The sequence below is a fragment of the Pseudomonas cyclaminis genome, assembly GCF_015163715.1.
In the GTDB taxonomy this organism is placed as follows: domain Bacteria; phylum Pseudomonadota; class Gammaproteobacteria; order Pseudomonadales; family Pseudomonadaceae; genus Aquipseudomonas; species Aquipseudomonas cyclaminis.
The window spans coordinates 1-19,606 of record NZ_JADDUM010000313.1 but is presented as its reverse complement, the minus strand read 5'-3'; the positions used below and the strand labels follow the sequence as shown (position 1 = coordinate 19,606).

The 19,606-nt window shown below is 64.0% G+C and carries 18 protein-coding genes and 1 pseudogene; 15 read left to right on the top strand and 4 right to left on the bottom strand.

What is annotated here, in order from left to right:
- Nucleotides 1–40: 40 nt before the first annotated feature.
- Nucleotides 41–334: a DUF1330 domain-containing protein gene (locus IQK56_RS29285; RefSeq protein WP_193863964.1), complete on the bottom strand. Its 294-nt coding sequence runs from the start codon at nt 332–334 to the stop codon at nt 41–43.
- A gap of 69 nt (nt 335–403) precedes the next feature.
- Here IQK56_RS29285 and ribBA point away from each other — a divergent pair, with 69 nt between their 5' ends.
- The 5 genes from ribBA to IQK56_RS29260 all read left to right on the top strand — a co-directional run bounded on the left by ribBA (nt 404) and on the right by IQK56_RS29260 (nt 5,666).
- Nucleotides 404–1,513, top strand: coding sequence for a bifunctional 3,4-dihydroxy-2-butanone-4-phosphate synthase/GTP cyclohydrolase II (ribBA, locus tag IQK56_RS29280; RefSeq protein ID WP_193863965.1), 1,110 nt, complete (start codon nt 404–406; stop codon nt 1,511–1,513).
- Between the two features lie 227 nt (nt 1,514–1,740).
- Nucleotides 1,741–2,766, top strand: coding sequence for an ABC transporter substrate-binding protein (locus IQK56_RS29275; RefSeq protein WP_122308017.1), 1,026 nt, complete (start codon nt 1,741–1,743; stop codon nt 2,764–2,766).
- On the top strand, nt 2,763–3,680 hold the full coding sequence (locus IQK56_RS29270) for an ABC transporter permease (protein ID WP_099584566.1): 918 nt from the start codon (nt 2,763–2,765) through the stop codon (nt 3,678–3,680). The genes IQK56_RS29275 and IQK56_RS29270 overlap by 4 nt, the downstream gene beginning before the upstream one ends.
- Before the next feature lie 6 nt (nt 3,681–3,686).
- Nucleotides 3,687–4,496 carry an ABC transporter permease gene (locus IQK56_RS29265; RefSeq protein WP_193863966.1) on the top strand — a complete coding sequence of 270 codons (810 nt, stop codon included), beginning with the start codon at nt 3,687–3,689 and terminating at the stop codon, nt 4,494–4,496.
- A 15-nt stretch (nt 4,497–4,511) separates the two neighbouring features.
- Nucleotides 4,512–5,666, top strand: a complete 1,155-nt coding sequence (locus tag IQK56_RS29260; RefSeq protein ID WP_193863967.1) for an ABC transporter ATP-binding protein — start codon at nt 4,512–4,514, stop codon at nt 5,664–5,666.
- Nucleotides 5,667–5,924: 258 nt separating this feature from the next.
- On the opposite strand, the gene IQK56_RS29255 is transcribed toward IQK56_RS29260, so the two are convergent.
- The 3 genes from IQK56_RS29255 to IQK56_RS29245 are packed head-to-tail and all read right to left on the bottom strand — an operon-like array spanning nt 5,925 to nt 8,340.
- The gene (locus IQK56_RS29255) at nt 5,925–6,665 is read right to left on the bottom strand and encodes a PAS domain-containing protein (RefSeq protein WP_150676879.1); all 741 of its coding nucleotides are present in this window, start codon (nt 6,663–6,665) and stop codon (nt 5,925–5,927) included.
- Complete coding sequence (locus IQK56_RS29250; RefSeq protein ID WP_131698771.1) at nt 6,666–7,325, bottom strand: response regulator; 660 nt, start codon at nt 7,323–7,325, stop codon at nt 6,666–6,668. It lies immediately after the preceding gene.
- Nucleotides 7,294–8,340 (bottom strand): ATP-binding protein, encoded by a 1,047-nt coding sequence (locus tag IQK56_RS29245; protein WP_193863971.1) that lies wholly within the window; start codon nt 8,338–8,340, stop codon nt 7,294–7,296. Before IQK56_RS29245 ends, IQK56_RS29250 begins: the two co-directional genes overlap by 32 nt.
- A gap of 250 nt (nt 8,341–8,590) precedes the next feature.
- Between IQK56_RS29245 and IQK56_RS31325 the strand changes: the two genes are divergently transcribed.
- The 10 genes and pseudogenes from IQK56_RS31325 to folD all read left to right on the top strand — a co-directional run bounded on the left by IQK56_RS31325 (nt 8,591) and on the right by folD (nt 19,510).
- Nucleotides 8,591–8,839, top strand: coding sequence for a hypothetical protein (locus tag IQK56_RS31325; RefSeq protein ID WP_246500309.1), 249 nt, complete (start codon nt 8,591–8,593; stop codon nt 8,837–8,839).
- Nucleotides 8,746–9,036: a dimethylamine monooxygenase subunit DmmA family protein gene (locus tag IQK56_RS31320; protein ID WP_279649500.1), complete on the top strand. Its 291-nt coding sequence runs from the start codon at nt 8,746–8,748 to the stop codon at nt 9,034–9,036. The genes IQK56_RS31325 and IQK56_RS31320 overlap by 94 nt, the downstream gene beginning before the upstream one ends.
- The gene (locus IQK56_RS29235) at nt 9,033–9,962 is read left to right on the top strand and encodes a PDR/VanB family oxidoreductase (RefSeq protein WP_193863968.1); all 930 of its coding nucleotides are present in this window, start codon (nt 9,033–9,035) and stop codon (nt 9,960–9,962) included. Before IQK56_RS31320 ends, IQK56_RS29235 begins: the two co-directional genes overlap by 4 nt.
- An 11-nt stretch (nt 9,963–9,973) precedes the next feature.
- Nucleotides 9,974–10,990 carry a heme-dependent oxidative N-demethylase family protein gene (locus tag IQK56_RS29230; protein ID WP_193863969.1) on the top strand — a complete coding sequence of 339 codons (1,017 nt, stop codon included), beginning with the start codon at nt 9,974–9,976 and terminating at the stop codon, nt 10,988–10,990.
- Between the two features lie 30 nt (nt 10,991–11,020).
- Nucleotides 11,021–12,151, top strand: coding sequence for an aminomethyl transferase family protein (locus IQK56_RS29225; protein WP_193863970.1), 1,131 nt, complete (start codon nt 11,021–11,023; stop codon nt 12,149–12,151).
- 30 nt (nt 12,152–12,181) lie between these two features.
- A complete protein-coding gene (gene purU / locus IQK56_RS29220; protein ID WP_150676884.1) occupies nt 12,182–13,048 on the top strand; it encodes a formyltetrahydrofolate deformylase in 867 nt (288 codons plus the stop codon).
- A gap of 20 nt (nt 13,049–13,068) precedes the next feature.
- The gene (locus IQK56_RS29215; RefSeq protein WP_150676885.1) at nt 13,069–14,436 is read left to right on the top strand and encodes an NAD(P)-binding domain-containing protein; all 1,368 of its coding nucleotides are present in this window, start codon (nt 13,069–13,071) and stop codon (nt 14,434–14,436) included.
- A gap of 2 nt (nt 14,437–14,438) precedes the next feature.
- A pseudogene (locus IQK56_RS29210) lies at nt 14,439–16,747 on the top strand (trimethylamine N-oxide demethylase).
- Between the two features lie 74 nt (nt 16,748–16,821).
- On the top strand, nt 16,822–18,501 hold the full coding sequence (locus IQK56_RS29205) for an APC family permease (protein ID WP_193863778.1): 1,680 nt from the start codon (nt 16,822–16,824) through the stop codon (nt 18,499–18,501).
- A gap of 16 nt (nt 18,502–18,517) precedes the next feature.
- Entirely contained in the window at nt 18,518–19,510 is a 993-nt protein-coding gene (folD, locus tag IQK56_RS29200) for a bifunctional methylenetetrahydrofolate dehydrogenase/methenyltetrahydrofolate cyclohydrolase FolD (RefSeq protein WP_193863777.1), read from the top strand.
- Nucleotides 19,511–19,606: the final 96 nt, after the last annotated feature.

Below are 19,606 nucleotides of genomic sequence, written 5' to 3'. Positions count from 1 at the left end.
AGCCCCCTCCCACATTTGGACCAGGTCTGGCCTGATATATCTACGGTGCCAAGCCTTCCACAATAATGATCTGCGCCACCCCCGCCCCCTCACGGTGCCCCTTCGCCTGCTGATACTCGGCAGACTCATAACACGCCACCGCCTGCTCGTAGCGATCAAACTCGATCACCACATTACGCTGCCGTGCCGGCCCGCCTTCCAGCGCTTCACTGCGCCCGCCCCTGGCCAGAAACCGCCCGCCGAACTTCGCAAACGCCGCCGGCGCACGCTGGGTGTATTGCGTGTACTGCTCTGCATCAGACACATCCACATGGGCAATCCAATAAGCCTTCATCGGGACATCCTCTTGTTGAGATTTTGTGGTATACCATAATACATACAACCAACAAGTCGAGCACTTTACATGCCCTTCAACAGCATTGCAGACATCATCGAAGACTACCGCCAAGGCAAGATGGTGCTCCTGGTGGACGACGAAGACCGGGAAAACGAGGGTGACCTGTTGCTGCCCGCCGCCTGCTGCACCGCCGAGACTATCAGCTTCATGGCCCGTGAAGCCCGTGGCCTGATCTGCCTGACACTCACCGACGAGCACTGCCAGCGCCTGGGCCTTGAGCAAATGGTGCCGAGCAATGGCAGCGTGTTCAGCACCGCGTTTACCGTGTCCATCGAGGCTGCCACGGGCGTGACCACCGGCATCTCCGCCGCCGACCGCGCACGCACCGTGGCAGCGGCCGTGGACATCAATGCCGGCCCGGCCGACATCGTGCAGCCGGGGCATATCTTCCCGTTGCGCGCCAAGGATGGCGGCGTGCTGACTCGCGCCGGGCATACCGAAGCCGGTTGCGACCTGGCGCGCCTGGCCGGGCACGCGCCGGCTTCGGTGATCGTCGAAGTGATGAACGACGACGGCACCATGGCCCGCCGTCCGGAGCTGGAAGTCTTCGCACGCAAACATGGCATCAAGATCGGCACCATCGCCGACCTGATCCACTACCGCCTCAGCACCGAACGCACTGTAGTGCGCATCGGTGAGCGCGACCTGCCCACGGTGCACGGCACCTTCCGCCTGATCACCTTTGAAGACCGTATCGACGGCGGCGTGCACATGGCGATGGTCATGGGCCAGTTGCACCGCGATACACCTGCACTGGTGCGCGTGCATGTGATCGACCCGCTGCGCGACCTGGTCGGTGCCGACTACAGCGGCCCGTCAAACTGGACGCTGTGGGCTGCCTTGCAACGTGTCGCCGCTGAAGGCAGCGGCGTGGTGGTGGTGCTGGCTAACCATGAGTCGTCCCAGGCGCTGCTGGAACGCGTGCCGCAACTGACCCAGGCGCCGCGCCAGTTCAACCGTTCGCAGTCGCGCATCTATTCTGAAGTGGGCACCGGGGCGCAGATCTTGCAGGACCTCGGCGTCGGCAAGCTGCGTCACCTCGGCCCGCCCCTCAAATACGCCGGGCTGACCGGTTACGACCTGGAGGTGGTCGAGAGCATTCCCTTTACCGAATGACGGATAACCGGTAAGGCAAAATGCTTGCACAAAGTTTGGAATACCATAATATGATATTCCATAGACCGAACGCTTTCGCCAAGTGCACCCGCCAGGGAAAGCACCCACAACAGCCCTTGGCACGGTCGCCTTTTGGGGTCTCGATTAAAGGCCCCGATAGACCTACTGCTCCCGATAGGCGGGCATTACCAAGCCCGCTCAATAACAAAACAAATGAGGGCGTGAAAATGGTGTTGAACAAACGTGTCACCGCAGTGCTGGTTGCGGGCTTGTTGGCCACGGCCACTCACGCGGCCATGGCGGCCGAAAGCGTCAATTTCGTGAGCTGGGGCGGTAGCACCCAGGATGCGCAGAAGCAGGCGTGGGCTGACCCGTTCAGCAAGGCCAGCGGTATCACCGTCGTGCAGGATGGCCCCACCGACTACGGCAAACTCAAAGCCATGGTCGAGAGCGGCAACGTGCAATGGGACGTGGTGGATGTGGAGGCCGACTTCGCCTTGCGCGCCGCCGCCGAAGGCCTGCTCGAACCGCTGGACTTCTCGGTGATCCAGCGCGACAAGATCGACCCGCGCTTCGTCTCCGACCACGGCGTCGGTTCGTTCTTCTTCTCCTTCGTGCTCGGCTACAACGAAGGCAAGCTCGGCGCCGGCAAGCCCCAGGACTGGACCGCGCTGTTCGACACCAAGACCTACCCCGGCAAACGCGCCCTCTACAAATGGCCAAGCCCTGGCGTGCTCGAACTGGCGCTGCTGGCCGACGGTGTACCCGCCGACAAGCTCTATCCTCTGGACCTGGACCGTGCCTTCAAGAAACTCGACACCATCAAGAAAGACATCGTCTGGTGGGGCGGCGGCGCGCAGTCGCAACAACTGCTGGCCTCCGGCGAAGTCAGCATGGGCCAGTTCTGGAACGGCCGCATTCACGCCCTCCAGGAAGACGGTGCACCGGTCGGCGTGAGCTGGAAGCAGAACCTGGTCATGGCCGACATCCTCGTCGTGCCAAAAGGCAGTAAAAACAAAGCCGCCGCCATGAAATTCCTGGCCAACGCCAGCAGCGCCAAGGGCCAGGCGGATTTTTCCAACCTGACCGCCTATGCGCCGGTGAACATCGACAGCGTGCAGCGCCTGGATTCCGTCCTCGCACCCAACCTGCCGACGGCGTATGCCAAGGACCAGATCACCCTCGATTTCGCCTACTGGGCCAAGAACGGCCCGGCCATTGCGACACGGTGGAATGAATGGCTAGTCAAATGAAAATGACGGCAACCACACCGACCGGGAGCGCCCTCGGCGCTGCCGGTGCGGTACCGGCCAAGACACCCTCGCCGTCCCTGGCACAGCGCTGGCGGGGATCGAGCAACCTGATCCCGGCCCTGCTGTTTCTCGGCCTGTTCTTCCTGGCCCCGCTGATCGGCCTGCTGCTGCGCGGCGTGCTGGAGCCGGTGCCAGGCCTGGGCAACTATGAACAGCTGTTCGCCAACTCGGCCTATGCCCGGGTGTTGCTCAACACCTTTTCGGTGGCGGGACTGGTGACCTTGTTCAGCCTGCTACTGGGCTTTCCACTGGCCTGGGCGATCACCCTGGTGCCGCGTGGTTGGGGGCGCTGGATGCTGAGCATCGTGCTGCTGTCGATGTGGACCAGCCTGCTGGCCCGCACCTATTCCTGGCTGGTGCTGCTGCAAGCCTCCGGGGTAATCAACAAGGCGTTGATGGCCATGGGCATCATCGATCAACCGTTGGAGATGGTGCATAACCTCACCGGCGTGGTGATCGGCATGAGCTACATCATGATCCCGTTCATCGTGCTGCCGTTGCAGGCGACCATGCAGGCCATCGACCCGATGATCCTGCAGGCCGGCTCGATCTGCGGGGCCAGCCCGTGGACCAACTTCTTCCGCGTCTTCCTGCCGCTGTGCCGGCCGGGGTTGTTCTCCGGCGGGTTGATGGTGTTCGTGATGTCCCTTGGTTATTACGTCACCCCGGCGCTGCTCGGCGGTGCGCAGAACATGATGCTGCCCGAGTTCATCATTCAGCAGGTGCAGTCGTTCCTCAATTGGGGCCTGGCCAGTGCCGGCGCCGCGTTGCTGATCTTCATCACGCTGGTGTTGTTCTACTTCTACCTGAAGCTTCAGCCGGAATCCCCGGTTGGCGCCAGCAACGCGAGGTAAGCCGTCATGCTCCTGACCCCCAATGCCATGAGCCGCAGGATGCGTTTGGGCCTCTACACCACCACCGGCGTGATCGGCCTGTTCCTGCTGTTGCCGATCGTGTTTATCGTGCTGCTGTCGTTCGGCTCGTCGCAATGGCTGGTGTTCCCGCCGCCGGGCTGGACGCTGAAATGGTACGGCCAGTTCTTCTCCAACCCCGACTGGATGAACGCGGCCATGGCCAGCCTCAAGGTGGCCGTGCTGACCACCGTGTTCGCCGTCGCCCTGGGCCTGCCCACCGCGTTTGCCCTGGTGCGCGGACGCTTCCCCGGCCGCGAGTTGCTTTACGGCCTGTTCACGCTGCCGATGATCGTGCCGCTGGTGATCATCGCCGTGGCGGTGTACGCGCTGTTTCTCAAGCTGGGCTACACCGGCACGATGTTCGCCTTTGTGGTCAGCCATGTGATCGTGGCGCTGCCGTTCACCATCATCTCGATCATCAACTCGCTGAAGCTGTTCGACCAGTCGATTGAAGACGCGGCGGTGATCTGCGGCGCCTCGCGCTTGCAGGCCGTGCTCAAGGTGACGTTCCCGGCGATTCGCCCTGGGATGGTGGCCGGTGCGCTGTTCGCCTTCCTGGTCTCGTGGGACGAAGTGGTGCTCAGCGTCATGATGGCCAGCCCGACCCTGCAAACCCTTCCCGTAAAAATGTGGACCACCCTGCGCCAGGACCTGACGCCTGTGATCGCCGTCGCCTCGACGCTGCTGATCGGCCTCTCGGTACTGGTGATGGTGATCGCCACCGCCCTTCGCCGCCGCACTGAAACCCGGCTTTGAGCCCAGGAGAACAACATGAGTGCCGTGATCAACGATGCTACGCAACACACCGGGCAACCCCTGGTCAGCCTGCGCAACCTGAACAAGTTCTACGGCGAATTTGCCGCCGTGGACAACATCTCGCTGGACATCAAGGACGGCGAGTTCCTCACGTTCCTCGGTTCCAGCGGCTCGGGCAAAAGCACCACCCTGTCGATGCTCGCCGGTTTCGAAACGCCGAGCAGCGGCGAGATCCTGGTCAGCGGCCAATCCCTGGTCAACGTGCCGCCGCACAAGCGCGACATCGGCATGGTGTTCCAGCGCTACTCGCTGTTCCCGCATTTGTCGGTACGCGACAACATCGCCTTCCCCCTGGCGATCCGCAAACTGGCCAGCGCCGAACGCGAAAAGCGCGTCGACGCCATGCTCAAGCTGGTGCAGTTGGAACAGTTCGCCCATCGCCGCCCTTCGCAACTGTCCGGCGGCCAGCAGCAACGGGTCGCCATCGCCCGCGCGCTGGTGTACGAGCCACGCATCCTGCTGATGGACGAACCCCTCGGCGCCCTCGACAAGAAGCTGCGTGAAGACCTGCAAGACGAACTGCGCCAACTGCACCGGCGCCTGGGCATCACCATCGTCTACGTGACCCACGACCAGGAAGAAGCCATGCGCCTGTCCCAGCGCATCGCGATTTTCAGCCACGGCAAGATTGTCGGCCTGGGCAGCGGTTTCGACCTGTACCAGAACCCGCCAAATGCGTTTGTCGCCTCGTTCCTCGGCAACTCCAACTTCCTCAAGCTCAAGGCCCAAGGCAACGCAGTGGCATCGTTCGAAGGCCAGTCGCTGTCGATCCGCCTGACCAGCGGGTTGCGCACCGAACAGGACGTGCTGCTGATGGTACGCCCGGAAAAAGCCCTGGCGCTGAGCGTCGAACAAGCCGCCGAGCAGCCGTTGGCGGCGGGCTGGAATGAAGTGTCGGCCATCGTCGGGGAAGTGTTGTTTCTCGGCGAGAGCCAGACCTGCACCGTGCGCACCCTGGGCGGCACGTCGATGACGGTCAAGGCACTGTCCGCTGCGGGCATGCCGCTCAAGGCCGGCGACCCGGTGCGTGTGCGCTGGGCGACGGCGGATGCGTGTGTGTATACCGAGTGGGCGGAGAGTGATTTGAACAAGGCGGCTGGGGCGCATTGAGCCCCTCAAACATAAAATAAACTATTGATTATTAAGGTCTTAAATACCCGCATTTTGTGGCGAGCGGGCTTGCCCCGCGTTGGGGTGCGAAGCGCCCCCAATAAAGGACGAATGCGGTGTATCAGATATTCCGCAGAGGCTGGTTTTGGGGCTGCTGCGCAGCCCAACGCAGGGCAAGCCCGCTCGCCACAGGGGGCCAGTTTGCTGTGCGACAGTGCTATTAGCAGGACCTCCCACATTTTGAAGCGCGTTCACCGGCTAAAGCTTGCGCTCGAAAATCGCCCCCTCAATCCCCAGCACCTCGCGGGTATCCGCATAAATCCCCACGCCCTTCTCCCACACGTGCTTGATCGACCGGTCGGCGCAGCGAATCCGGTAATTGAGCTCGAACGGCTCCTGCCGTGACAACGCGTATTGCACCTCGCGCCACACGTAGTCGGCGTCCTGCGCCAGGATCAGGCTGTTGTAGGTGAACTCATGGTTGTCCACCAACCGCTCGGCGGGGTAGCCGGTGAGTTGCAGGCAACCGGCGCTGACGAATTCCATGGTCCAGTCGCGGTTGTTGCGGCCGCGATAGATCAGGCCCGGCATGCTGTCGAGCAAGCTCATGCTGCTGCGCTGGCTGGCCTGCCAGGCGATTTCGCGGCGCTTGTGGGCGGTGACATCGCCGGCCACCAGGTAGAAACCTTGGGGGCCGCGCTTGAGGCTGATCTCGAACCAGCGCAATTCGCCGCTGGGGTGCACAAAGCGCAGGCGCTGGTTGAATGAGGTGTCGGGGCGGCGGCGCAGTTCGTTCAGGGCCTGGCGCCATAGCGGGCGGTCTTCCTGGTGCACGTAGTCCATCAGGTTACGCTCCGCGCCCGGCGGGCCCATCAGCTCGGCCCAGGCCAGGTTGAAGTGGGCGATCTGGCCGTTGTCGCGCAGTTGCAATAAGGCGGCGGGAAAGCAATCCATCAAGTCCATTGGCGGCGGCACAAACGCTTCGGGGCTGTCCCTCATCTAGTGGCGCTCCTCGTGTTTCATCAAGGCGCCGCTGTGCACCCAGGCCGCCAGCTCCAGGCGCGAATGCAGGCCGAGCTTCTGCAACAGGCTGCGCACGTAGATTTTCACCGTGCCGTCGCTGATCCCCAGTTCGCGGCCGATCTGTTTGTTGCTCATGCCGGCGGCGATCAGCGCCAGGGTCTGGCCTTCGCGCTCGGTGAGGTTTTCGCTGCCCGCAGCCTCACACGCTTGCGTGGGCTCGGCCTGGTCGGCGAGCAGGGCGATCAGGGTCGAGTCCAGCACGATCGCGCCCTTGTGACAGTTGCGCATATACGCCAGCAACGCATCCGGCTCGGTTTCCTTGAGCACATAACCGCTGGCGCCCAGGCGCAAGGCCGTGAGCAACTCGGCGCGGTCCATGGAGGCAGTGAGCACCACCACCTGGCAATCCAGGCGCAACTGGCGCAGTTCATCCAGCACCTGCAAACCACTCAGGCCAGGCATGTGCAAATCCAGCAGCACCTGTTGCGGCGTCAGGCTCACGGCCAGGTTGATGCCCTCGCGGCCGCTGGCTGCCTGCCCCACCACTTCGAAGTCGCCGCTGGCATCGAACAACTGCGCCAGGCCCTTGCGAAACAACGGGTGATCATCGATCAGTAATAAGGTCGTGCAGTCCATCGAGACTCCCCTGTGGCAGATCGTGGTGGCGACGCAGGCCAAGGTGCACACGCACCCCGTGCGGGCGGATCGCTTCTATGCTCAGCCGTGCGCCGATGCTGGCGGCGCGCTCGCGGATAATCGCCAGGCCGAAATGGTTGTGCTCGTCGCAAGCCGGGATCAAGCCGATGCCATCGTCTTCCACCGACACCGAGGCGTCGCCGTCCTGGGCCTGGCGCAGTTCGATGCGCACATGGCGCGCGTGGGAATGCCGCACCGCGTTGGCCAGGGCTTCGCGAATGATCTGCAGGATCTGCAATTCGGTTTCCGGGCTCAGGGCATCGTCGGCCAGGCGGTTGTCGAGTTCGAAGACAATGATGCAGCGCCGCGAGAACTCCGCGACCGAGTCGGCCAGGGCCTGGCGCAGCGAGCGCCCGTCCATGGTCAGGCGCGCACTGGTGATCAGCTCGCGCACCTGGCGTTGCAGCTGGCTCAGGCCGCTGCACAGGTCCTGCAGGGCCGGCTCGCCCAACTGCGACTGCAAGCCATGGGCCTGGAACGACAGGTAGCCCAACTGCTGCGCCACCGAATCGTGCAGCTCGCGGGCCAGGGCGCCGTGGCGGGAGGTCGCCTGTTTGCGCTGCTGCTCGCGGTTTTGACTGCGCAGGCGCACGCTCACGCCTACCGCCTGCGCCGCCTCTTCGAGTAACTGGCGCCAACTGGCACCGGCCCGCCGGGGGGTGTCGAGCAGCAATGCGCCCTTTTCACCCTCGGGCAAGGCGCACACCAGACGGTGCACGCCCCGTTGCCGGCACGGTCCGCAGGCTTGGGGAGCGTCCGTCACGCTGGCGTCGCGCCAGGGGCAACGCGCGACCTCCTGGCAACCGTCGACCCACCCGCGCCGCGTCGGGCCCAGGTCTTCGCCGCCGAGGATCAGGTTAAGCCTGGCAGGCGGCAGCAGTGCGTCGAAACGGTCCAGGAAACCCGACAAGGCACCGTCAGCGTGCAAGGGCAACCCGGCCAACAACCTGCGCACACTGCGCGCCTGTTCGGGGCGTACAGGCCCCAACCAGAGCGGCCAGCCTTTTGGTCGTGTCAGCACTCTTTGATAACTCCCCGTCCGGTTGCTCTGCGTGGTCAAAAGACCCAGCAACTTCCATGCCCCGAATGGCCGGCGCGCAAGGCTTATCTCCAAAGGCATAGCCCTTTTTCCAGATTGAGAAGATTTTCCCCATAGGAAAGTATCTCTCCCAACAGGAAACAAAAACGCACCGTGGAGAGCCCGCATGACGCCTACCCGCAGCCGCCCCATCGTGGTGATGCAATCAGCCGCCGCCAGCGCAGCGTTCATCAGCGAACTGCACATGCCCGTGCTGTTGAACGGCGAACACCCTGACTTTGCGCGACGCCTGCAACAGGCACTGGCCAGCGCCACCGTGGGTTGCCGGCTCTACCTGCTGGGCGACGAAGCCTTTATCTGGCGTGTACACGGCGAGGCCCGCGTCGCGGCCTGGAAGACCACGAAATCGACATGACCTGCACCACCCCCGGCCTGCGCCAGGTGTATTGCGCGCACTGCGGCCTGACCCAGGCGGCCGGGCCGGCGCCGCTGTTGAACTGCATCGGCTGCCACGTCGGGCTGGAGGTGCGCACGCATTTTTCCCGGCGCCTGGGGGCGTATCTCGGCGTGTGCATCAACCCCGACCAGCCCTATGCGGGGTTCCAGCCATGAGCGCGGCCCTCAAGGTCCAGGTCAGCGCAGCACGCATGCTCACGCCGGTGGTGCGCGAATTCACCCTGACGCCCGCCACGGGCAGCCTGCCCGGCTTCTCGCCCGGCAGCCATGTGCAGGTGCACCTGCCGCTGGCCGAAGGCACGCTGCGCAACGCCTACTCACTCACCAGCGACCCGGCGCACCCCCAGCACTACCGCATCGCCGTGCGCCTGCAAGACGCCTCGCGCGGTGGCTCGCAGTACCTGCACAAGCAGGTGCAGGTCGGCGACACCTTGCAGATTTCACCGCCGGCCAATCTGTTCGCGCCCCATGGCACCGCACGCCTGCATATCCTCATTGCCGCCGGGATCGGTATCACGCCGTTCATGGCCTATATCGCCGCGATGGAACAACAGCAGGCCGACTTCGAACTGCATTACCTGTTCCGTCCGGGCCTCAGCGACGCCTATCTCGACGAGTTACAAGAGCGCCTCGGCCCGCGCCTGCACACCTACGATCGGCGCCCGGACCTAGACCGGATCCTCGGCAACCGACCGCTGGGCAGCCACATCTACACCTGTGGTCCGCAGCCCTTGCTCGAGGCGGTTGAGCAACATGCCACACGCCTCGGCTGGCCGCTCAAGCGTGTGCATTCGGAAGCGTTCAAAGGCGCACAACCCGGCATGCCATTCGACCTGCACCTGTTGCGCAGCGGCCGGCGCCTGCGGGTCGAGGCCGAGCAAAGCCTGCTCGAAGCCCTGGAGCAGGCCGGCCTGCAAGTGCCCAACCTGTGCCGTGGCGGGGTCTGCGGCCAGTGCATCACGCGCCACACCGGCGGCGCCATCGAACACCGTGACAGCTTCCTCAGCCCGGCCGAGCAGGCCGACTTTCTGATGCCCTGCGTCTCGCGCGGCAGCGGCCCCTGCGTTTCGCTGGACCTCTAGGAGTGAATGCCATGCCGATTCAATCAAGCCCAGTGCTGAGCTATCGCGACGATTTCAGTTTTCGCAACAGCCCGGCGGCGATCCGGCGTTTTCCCTTTCCCTTTATCGAGGACAGCTACCTGTACTCGGTGAATATCGAACCGGCCCTCTCCCGCGACCCCGGCTCGATCTATGAGCACGCCTTCGACATCGACGAGCACTACCGCTCGGAAATGGCCGAGCGCGCCCTGGTGCTGGACAAGGACCCGCGCCGCTACCTGGTGATGCCCCACATGCAAGTGGCGGCCTGGGATGCGCTGCAAATGATCATGGAACACCTGACCGCCGACTACCCGCAGTGGTTCAGCCTGACGCGCAACGGCGAGCGCTGGCAGTGGCGCAACCACCTGCTGGACATCGACCAGGCCTTCATCTTCGGCGATGCCGCCAGCCTGCCCTGCGCGCCGCTGGAGTACATCGGCCGTCAGGTGCAGGGGGATTTCGCCCTGCTCGACCAGCGCGACGGCGACCTGTACATGGACGCCGGCCTGGTCACCAGCCCGGCCGACTGGTCGCTGGCGTTCGACGCCGGCATGAGTTTCAAGCAATGGCACGCACCGGTGCCCATGGCCCATCAGATGGGCGTGTTCGAACGGGCGCTGAAGTACCTGCTCAACCTGCAGGTCGGCCAGCCCGTGCGGCGCCCGAACTGGACCCTGACCATCAACCCGCGCCTGGATTCGTCGCCGGAAACCTTCCATGAATGGGGCGCCGATCGCGGCCAGATCACCGCGCAAAACGTCGGGCAACAGGTGCACCTGCGCGTCGAGCTGCAAGTGATGGCGCGCCTGCCGCGCAGCCACGCGGTGATGTTCAGCATCCGTACCTACCTGATCAGCCTGGACGAGTTGGTCACGCAACCTGGCTGGGGCTGTCGCCTGCACCGTGTGCTGCGCGACCTGCCCGACCCCATCGCCGACTACAAGGGCATGACCCGCTACCGCCACACCCTGGTCGAGTGGCTGAGCCAGTTCGACCCACAGGCCTGACGCCCCTTCTTCTACGACAAGGAACCTCACATGACCCACTCATGGCGTATTTCTGCATTGGCCGAACGGCACCGCGCCCTCGGCTCGAACCTCGAAGACTGGAACGGCATGGGCACTGCCTGGACCTACAGCAGTGACCTCGCCGACCACCATCAGGCGATCCGTACCCGCGCCGGGCTGATGGACGTGTCCGGCCTGAAAAAAGTCCATTACGTGGGCCCCCACGCCGAGAGCCTGTTGCAGTGGGCCACCACCCGCGACATCGCCAAGCTTTACCCCGGCAAATCGGTGTATGCCTCGATGCTCGATGAGGATGGCAAATTCGTCGATGACTGCATCGTCTACCGCACCGGCCCCAACGCGTTCATGGTGGTGCATGGCGCCGGCACCGGGCATGAAATGCTCGTGCGCTCGGCCCAGGGCCGGCAAGTGGCGGTGCTGTTCGATGACGACCTGCACGACCTGTCGCTGCAAGGCCCGCTGGCGGTGGATTTCCTCGCCGAACACGTGCCCGGCATCCGCCAACTGGCGTACTTCCACCACCTGCAAACCCGCCTGTTCGACCGCCCGGTGATGATCTCCCGCACCGGCTACACCGGCGAACGTGGCTATGAGATTTTCTGCAAGGCCGCCGATGCGCCGTTCCTGTGGGACAGCATCCTCGAACAAGGGGCGAGCCTGGGGATCATCCCCTGCGCCTTCACCGCCCTGGACTGGCTGCGGGTGGAAAGCTCGCTGATGTTTTTCCCCTACGACAACTCGCAGATGTACCCCTTCGCCGACCAGAAGGCCGGCGACACCCTCTGGGAAATGGGCCTGGACTTCACCGTTTCCCCTGGCAAGCACGCCTTCCGTGGCGCCGAAGAACACCTGCGCCTGCGCGGCCAGGAGCGCTTCAAGATCACCGGCGTGCTGCTTGAGGACGCCCGCGCCGCCGAGGCCGGCGACACCGTGTGGCAGGGCAACCAGCAAGTCGGCGTGATCACCTGCGGCATGTATTCGCGCCTGAGCAAACGCTCGATGGCCATCGCGCGCATGGGCGTCGCCTGTTCCGAACCCGGTATTGCCTTGCAGGTTCGCGGCAGCCTTGAGGCCAGCGCCAGCACCCACGCCCTGCCCTTCGACGACCCGCAAAAGACCAAGCGCACGGCCAAGGGCTGAACCTTCCTTCACTGAATTCAGGAGCCTTCGATGGACGCCTCCCGCGAACATTACATCCTCAAGATCACCTGCCCGGCGGCGTCCGGGATTGTCGCCGCGATCAGCGCTTGCCTGGCCCAACAGCAGTGCTACATCAGCGAACTGGCGCAGTTCGACGATGAGTTCACCGGGCAGTTTTTCATGCGCGCGGTATTCCGTTTCAACACCGGCGTGAGCGGCGACATCGGCGCCCTGCGCGAGGGCCTCGGCGACCTCGCCGGTGGCTTCGACATGCACTGGCAGTTGTTCAGCTCACGCCAACCGACCCGCGTGCTGCTGATGGTCAGCAAGTTCGACCACTGCCTCACCGACCTGCTCTACCGCCACCGCAAGGGCGAGATGGACATGCACATCACCGCCGTGGTCTCCAACCACCTGGACCTGCGGGCGATGGCCGAGCGCGAAGGTATCCGCTTCATCTACCTGCCGATCACCCAGGACACCAAGGCCAGCCAGGAAGCCGAGCTGATGCGCATCGTCGAAGACACCCAGACCGACTTGGTGGTGCTCGCGCGCTACATGCAGATCCTGTCCGACGGCCTGTGCCAGCAACTCTCGGGCCGGGCGATCAATATCCACCACTCGTTCCTGCCCGGTTTCAAGGGCGCCAAGCCCTACCACCAGGCCTATGACCGTGGCGTCAAACTGATCGGCGCCACCGCCCACTACGTCACCAGCGACCTGGATGAGGGCCCGATCATCGAGCAGGAAATCCAGCGCGTTGACCATACCCACCTGCCCGACTCGCTGGTCGCCATCGGCCGTGACACCGAAACTGTGGCCCTTTCCAAAGCCCTGAAATACCACCTGGAACACCGGGTGTTCATCAACCAGGACAAGACAGTGATCTTTCGCTGAAGCCTTCAGGAGGCACGCTCATGACCCTACGTGTTGCAATCATCGGCGCCGGCCCGTGTGGCCTGGCGCAACTTCGCGCGTTCCAGTCGGCCCGCGACAAAGGTGCCGCCATCCCGGACCTGGTGTGTTTCGAAAAACAGCAGGACTGGGGCGGCATGTGGAACTACACCTGGCGCACCGGCCTCGACGAGAACGGCGAGCCGGTGCATGGCAGCATGTACCGCTACCTGTGGTCCAACGGCCCCAAGGAATGCCTGGAGTTCGCCGACTACACCTTCGAAGAACATTTCGGCCGGCCCATCGCCTCCTACCCGCCGCGTGAAGTGCTGTGGGACTACATCAAGGGCCGCGTGGAAAAGGCCGGCGTGCGCGACTACATCCGCTTCAACAATGTGGTGCGCCAAGTCACCTTCGACGAACAGAGCCAGCGCTTCACCCTCTACGCCCACGACTACACCAGCGACACCTTGACCTGTGAAGAATTCGACTACGTGATCAACGCCTGCGGCCACTTCTCTACGCCCAAGGTGCCGTACTTCGACGGCTTCGAACAGTTCGCCGGACGCATCCTGCATGCCCACGATTTTCGCGAGGCGCTGGAGTTCAAGGACAAGGACCTGCTGATCGTCGGCAGCAGCTATTCGGCCGAGGACATCGGCTCGCAATGCTACAAATACGGCGCGCGCAGCATCACCAGTTGCTACCGCAGTGCGCCCATGGGCTATGCCTGGCCGGAAAACTGGGAAGAAAAACCGCTGCTCCAGCGCCTGGAAAACAACCGCGCGTACTTTGTCGATGGCAGCAGCAAGCACATCGACGCGGTGATCCTGTGCACCGGCTACAAGCACCACTTCCCGTTCCTGCCGGACGCACTGAGCCTCAAGACCGACAACCGCCTGTGGCCGATGAACCTCTACAAGGGCGTGTTCTGGGAACCCAACCCCCGCCTGATCTACCTCGGCATGCAGGACCAGTGGTACTCCTTCAACATGTTCGACGCCCAGGCCTGGTATGCCCGCGATGTGATCCTCGGGCGCATTCAACTGCCCAACCACGCCGACATGGTCGCCGACAGCCAGCAATGGCACGCACGGGAACAGACCCTGGAAACCAACCAGCAGATGTTCGAGTACCAGGGCGCCTATATCCAGCAACTGGTGGACGCCACCGACTACCCGAATTTCGACATCGCCGCGGTCAACGACACCTTTCTGCACTGGAAGCACGACAAGGCGGAAAACATCATGGGCTATCGCGACAAGTCCTATCGCTCGCTGATGACCGGCACCCAGTCGCCGCCGCACCACACGCCGTGGTTGCAGGCCCTGGATGACTCGATGGCGGCGTACCTGGGTGAGCCCACGACGCCCATCAAGTCGGTCGGCTGATGATGAATGCACCGCGTGTTTCCCATCCCCGAGAGCCCGGGCTGTTTGCCCGCGCGCCGAACCTGGAACGCTACCGCGTGGCCGCCGGCGGCGTAACCCTGGTCGACTTGCAGCCCGGCGACGGCCTGCACGTGATCGACGTCGAAGGCCGGCAAACCTGCGCGCTGCTGGCCCTCGACGTCGGCGGTCGCAGCGCCCTGGCGAGCTGGGGCCTTAGCGGGTCAACGGCTTGCAGCGTGCCAGGGCGTATCGGCCAGGCGCTCCAGCGGCGCGGCATCGACGCACAGGCATTGCCGCTGGCGGCCTCGCTCTGGGACGCCGACACCCCGCCCGGCCACAGCCGGCAGTTTGTCGCCGAGGACGCGCTGCTGGTGATTGTCGCCGCCCCCGCCGAGGCCACCGCCGTCGACCGCCAATACCGGCCCAGCGAGCTGCGTCTGATAGTGACGCGGGCCAACCCGTCGCCGCTGCTGGTGCCCGCCCTGCCCGAGCCGTTGGGCGATGTACTCGACGAATTCACCCTGCGCGCAGGCACGGCCCGCAGCTACACCGTCGCCAAGGGGCAGTACATCCAAGTGCTGGACGTCGCGGGTCGCCAGTGTTCGGACTTCGTTGCCCTCGACCGGCGTGCCCTGGATCGCGGTGTGGAGCTAGACCTGGACCAGACCGTCACGCGCACCCTGAACGGCAGCGCCTACCCGGCACCGGGGCTGTTCTCGAAGTTTTTCGACCGCCATCTGCAACCGATGCTGGACGTGGTGCAAGACACCGTCGGGCGCCACGATTCATTCGCCCTGGCCTGCGCTGCGCGCTACTACGAAACCCATGGCTATTTCGGGCACGACAACTGCAGCGACAACCTCAGCCGCGTCCTTGCGCCCCATGGCGTGCAGGCGCGCAACGGCTGGCCGGCGATCAATTTTTTCTTCAACACCGGTATCGATGCGCACCAGCAGATGACCCTGGATGAGCCCTGGTCGCGGCCCGGCGATTATGTGCTGCTGCGGGCCATGACCGACCTGCTGTGTGGCAGTACCTCGTGCCCGGATGACATTGACCCGGCCAATGGCTGGAACCCGACCGATATCCATGTCCGCATCTATAGCGAGAAGGAGCGTTTTTCCATCGCCATGAGCACTCGAACCACGGCGGATGCCGACCCGATCCTCACCCGTGAGTCCGCGTTCCACTCACGCACCAGCGCCCTCACCGGCAGCTTCACTGACTACCGCAACTGGTGGCTGCCGCTGCGCTACGACGGCTATGGCGCCACCGAGGAATACCTCGGTTGCCGCGAACGGGTGGCGGTGATGGACCTGACCGCCCTGCGCAAATTCGAAATCATCGGCCCCGACGCCGAAGCCCTGTTGCAGTACTGCCTGACCCGCGATGTACGGCGCTGGCGGTGGGCCAGGTGGTGTATTCGGCGATGTGCCACGCACACGGCGGCATGCTCGACGACGGCACCCTGCTGCGCCTGGGCCCGGACAACTTCCGCTGGATCTGCGGCGAAGACTACGCCGGCGTGTGGTTGCGCGAACAGGCACAGAAACTGGGCATGAAGGTGTGGGTCAAGTCCGCCAGCGAGCAGATTCACAACCTGGCGGTGCAAGGGCCGCTGAGTCGCGAGCTGCTCAAGCAGATGGTCTGGACCCCGCCCACGCAACCGAGTGTGGAAACCCTCGGCTGGTTTCGCTTCCTGGTCGGTCGGCTGGACGGTTTCGACGGCTGCCCGTTGATGATTTCGCGCACCGGCTACACCGGCGAACTGGGCTTTGAGGTGTGGTGCCAGCCCGAAGACGCCGAACGGATCTGGGACCGCATCTGGCAACTCGGCCAACCCTTGGGCCTGGTGCCCCTGGGCCTGGAAGCCCTGGACCTGCTGCGCATCGAAGCCGGGCTGATTTTCGCCGGGTACGAGTTCAGCGACCAGACCGATCCGTTCGAGGCCGGTATCGGTTTCAGCGTGCCGCTCAAGAGCAAGACCGATGACTTTATCGGTCGTGATGCCTTGCTGCGGCGTAGCGCCCATCCCAGCCACAAGCTGGTCGGCCTGCACCTGAGCGGCAACGAGACCGCCCACCATGGCGACCCGGTGTACCAGGGCCGGGCCCAGGTCGGAGTGATCACCAGTGCCTGCCGCTCACCGCTGCTGGCCAGCAATATCGCGCTGTGCCGGGTCGACGTGAGCTGCGCCGAGCCCGGCACTGAACTGGAGATTGGCAAAGTCGATGGCCTGCAGAAGCGCATCAGCGCCACGGTCAGCGCAGCGATTTTCTACGACCCGGACAAAAGCCGGGTGCGTAGCTGATCGTCCCGAAACGGGTGTGCCACCGCATTTTGACTGCCCCAACCTAACCGCTATTCAGACATGGGAATACGAAGATGGAAGCGACGACGTTCGAGGCTGTACCGCAGGCTGCCGGCTCGGTGGGCAGCCTGCACCGCAAGATCGATTGGCGCGGGGCATTCTGGGTCGCCAGTGGCGTGCCCGCGCTGGTGTTGTTCTCCATCGGCGCGATTGCCGCCACGGTGGGCAAACCGGCGTGGATCGTGTGGATCGTGTCGATCCTGTTCGGGTTTATCCAGGCCTTCACCTACGCCGAGATCGCGGGGCTGTTCCCGCACAAATCCGGCGGCGCCTCGGTGTACGGCGCGGTGGCCTGGGTGCGCTACAGCAAGCTGATCGCACCGGTGTCGGTGTGGTGCAACTGGCTGGCCTGGTCACCGGTGCTGTCCATTGGTTCAGGGTTGGCGGCGGGGTATATCCTCACCGCGCTGTTTCCCGCTGATGCACTGATCAACACCTGGCAACTGACGCTGTTGGACCTGAGCTGGGTCAAGAGCGGCCTGTCGTTGCGTATCAACGCGACATTCGGCATTGGCCTGCTGATCCTGCTCACGGTGTTTGCCGTGCAGCACGGCGGCATCCTGCGGTCGGCGCGCCTGACCCTGGTGCTCGGCGTCACCTCGTTGATTCCGCTGCTGCTGGTGGGCGTGGTGCCGTTGTTCACTGGGGATGCGACCCAGGCCAACTTCCTGCCGCTGTATCCCTTGGCCCATGACGCGGCCGGGCAAGTCATCGATGGCCCGTGGGATATTTCCGGCTGGTCGCTGATGGCCGGCGGGCTGTTCATGGCGGCGTGGTCCACCTACGGCTTTGAAACGGCGGTGTGCTACACCCGTGAGTTCAAGGACCCCAAGCGCGACACCTTCAAGGCGATCTTCTACGCCGGCCTGCTGTGCATCCTGGTGTTCACCCTGGTGCCGCTGGCGTTTCAAGGCAGCCTCGGGCTGGGCCAACTGGTGACGCCAGCGGTGCTCGATGCCAGCGGCGCAGTCGTCACGCCCGCGGTGTACAGCGGCCTGCTCTCGCCCGCGATCTACAGCGGCATGGGCGTCGGCCAGGTGTTGGCCGACAGCATCGGCGGCGGCAAGGTGGTGGCCAATATCGTGTTGATCATGCTGGTGCTGGCGACGTTGCTGGCGATCATGACCTCGATGTCCGGCTCGTCGCGCACCCTGTATCAGGCGTCGGTGGATGGCTGGTTGCCCAAATACCTGGGACGCACCAATGAACACGGCGCGCCGACGGCGGCGATGTGGACTGACCTGTCGTTCAACCTGCTGCTGTTGCTGATGTCGGACTATGTGTTCGTGCTTGCGGCGTCCAACGTCAGCTACATCATCTTCAACTTCCTCAACCTCAATGCCGGCTGGATCCACCGCCTGGACCGCCCCGACTGGGTCCGCCCGTACAAAGCCCCCACCGTTTTGCTGGCGGCCGGCGGCGTGCTGAGTTTCGTCAACCTGGCCTGCATGGGCCTGGGCGCGGACATCTGGGGCGCAGGCACGCTGGTCACCGGTTTGCTGCTGGCGCTGCTGATCCTGCCGGTGTTCTGCTACCGCCACTATGTGCAGGACAAGGGCCGCTTCCCCGCCGCCATGCTCACTGACCTGTATATCCAGGCCGATGACGGCCAACGCCGCGCCGGCTGGCTGCCCTATGCCACGCTGGTCGCCGGTGTGCTGGTGGTGTATGCCTGCCATCAACTGGTAGCCTGAGCCTTCTGGCCTGCCTATGGCTGAGGGATTCTTATCCCTCAGCGCCTTATTTCCCCAGACAACGGTGACGCTTTTGACCAGCTCTCTCCCCACGCTTGCCCGCGATATCGACGGCAAGGCCATCTCTGCCCAGGTGCTCGACGAGGTTCGCGAAGAGGTCCTGCTGCTAGCCTCGCAGCAAATCTACCCGGCCCTGGCGGTATTGCTGGTGGGCGATGACCCGGCCAGCCATGTCTACGTGCGTAATAAGCTGCTGCGGGCCAAGGAAGTCGGGATTCGCTCCCTGGAATACCGGCTGCCGGAGGATGCCAGCCAGGCGCAGGTGCTGGACCTGCTTGCCCAGTTGAATGCCGACACGTCGGTCAACGGCATCCTGGTGCAGTTGCCGCTGCCGGCGCATATCGACGAGGCGGCAGTGATCCACGCGATTGACCCGATCAAGGATGTGGATGGCTTCCACCGCGAAAACGTCGGCGGCCTGGTGCAAGGCATCGACGTGCTCACGCCCTGCACGCCCAGCGGCTGCATGCGCCTGCTGCACGAAACCTGCGGCGACTTGAGCGGCCTGCACGCGGTGGTGATTGGCCGTTCGAACATCGTCGGCAAACCCATGGCAACCCTACTACTGCAGGCCAACTGCTCGGTCAGCGTGGTGCACTCGCGCAGCGTCGATGCACCGGCGTTGTGCCGTTTGGCCGACATCGTCGTCGCCGCCGTAGGCCGGCCGCAGTTGATCGATGCCAGTTGGCTCAAGCCCGGCGCAGTGGTCATTGATGTGGGGATCAACCGCATCACCACCGAGACCGGCACGCGGCTGGTGGGGGATGTGGATTACGCCAGCGCACGCACCGTGGCCAGCGCGATCACGCCAGTGCCCGGCGGTGTGGGGCCAATGACGATTGCCTACCTGCTGAAGAACACCCTGGTGGCGAGCCAGCTGCAACGCAGCAAGGCAAATGCGGGAGGGGACTTGCCCCCGATGGCCGTAGCTCAGCTACAACCAAGCTGACTGACAGACCGCTGTAGGCGCATAGGTATCCACAACGGTAACCACGATGCGAAGCGAGCCGCTCTTGCTGTAGATCTTGATCTTGATCTTGATCTC

What these genes read in the sequence shown, in the direction of transcription:
- IQK56_RS29265 (WP_193863966.1), top strand. Translation starts at nt 3,687, where the DNA reads ATGCTCCTGACCCCCAATGCCATGAGCCGCAGGATGCGTTTGGGCCTC.
- IQK56_RS29225 (WP_193863970.1), top strand. Translation starts at nt 11,021, where the DNA reads ATGACCCACTCATGGCGTATTTCTGCATTGGCCGAACGGCACCGCGCC.
- IQK56_RS29270 (WP_099584566.1), top strand. Translation starts at nt 2,763, where the DNA reads ATGAAAATGACGGCAACCACACCGACCGGGAGCGCCCTCGGCGCTGCC.
- IQK56_RS29255 (WP_150676879.1), bottom strand. Translation starts at nt 6,665, where the DNA reads ATGAGGGACAGCCCCGAAGCGTTTGTGCCGCCGCCAATGGACTTGATG.
- purU (WP_150676884.1), top strand. Translation starts at nt 12,182, where the DNA reads ATGGACGCCTCCCGCGAACATTACATCCTCAAGATCACCTGCCCGGCG.
- IQK56_RS29275 (WP_122308017.1), top strand. Translation starts at nt 1,741, where the DNA reads ATGGTGTTGAACAAACGTGTCACCGCAGTGCTGGTTGCGGGCTTGTTG.
- IQK56_RS29235 (WP_193863968.1), top strand. Translation starts at nt 9,033, where the DNA reads ATGAGCGCGGCCCTCAAGGTCCAGGTCAGCGCAGCACGCATGCTCACG.
- IQK56_RS29230 (WP_193863969.1), top strand. Translation starts at nt 9,974, where the DNA reads ATGCCGATTCAATCAAGCCCAGTGCTGAGCTATCGCGACGATTTCAGT.
- ribBA (WP_193863965.1), top strand. Translation starts at nt 404, where the DNA reads ATGCCCTTCAACAGCATTGCAGACATCATCGAAGACTACCGCCAAGGC.
- IQK56_RS29260 (WP_193863967.1), top strand. Translation starts at nt 4,512, where the DNA reads ATGAGTGCCGTGATCAACGATGCTACGCAACACACCGGGCAACCCCTG.
- IQK56_RS31325 (WP_246500309.1), top strand. Translation starts at nt 8,591, where the DNA reads ATGACGCCTACCCGCAGCCGCCCCATCGTGGTGATGCAATCAGCCGCC.
- folD (WP_193863777.1), top strand. Translation starts at nt 18,518, where the DNA reads ATGGCTGAGGGATTCTTATCCCTCAGCGCCTTATTTCCCCAGACAACG.
- IQK56_RS29205 (WP_193863778.1), top strand. Translation starts at nt 16,822, where the DNA reads ATGGAAGCGACGACGTTCGAGGCTGTACCGCAGGCTGCCGGCTCGGTG.
- IQK56_RS29215 (WP_150676885.1), top strand. Translation starts at nt 13,069, where the DNA reads ATGACCCTACGTGTTGCAATCATCGGCGCCGGCCCGTGTGGCCTGGCG.
- IQK56_RS29250 (WP_131698771.1), bottom strand. Translation starts at nt 7,325, where the DNA reads ATGGACTGCACGACCTTATTACTGATCGATGATCACCCGTTGTTTCGC.
- IQK56_RS29285 (WP_193863964.1), bottom strand. Translation starts at nt 334, where the DNA reads ATGAAGGCTTATTGGATTGCCCATGTGGATGTGTCTGATGCAGAGCAG.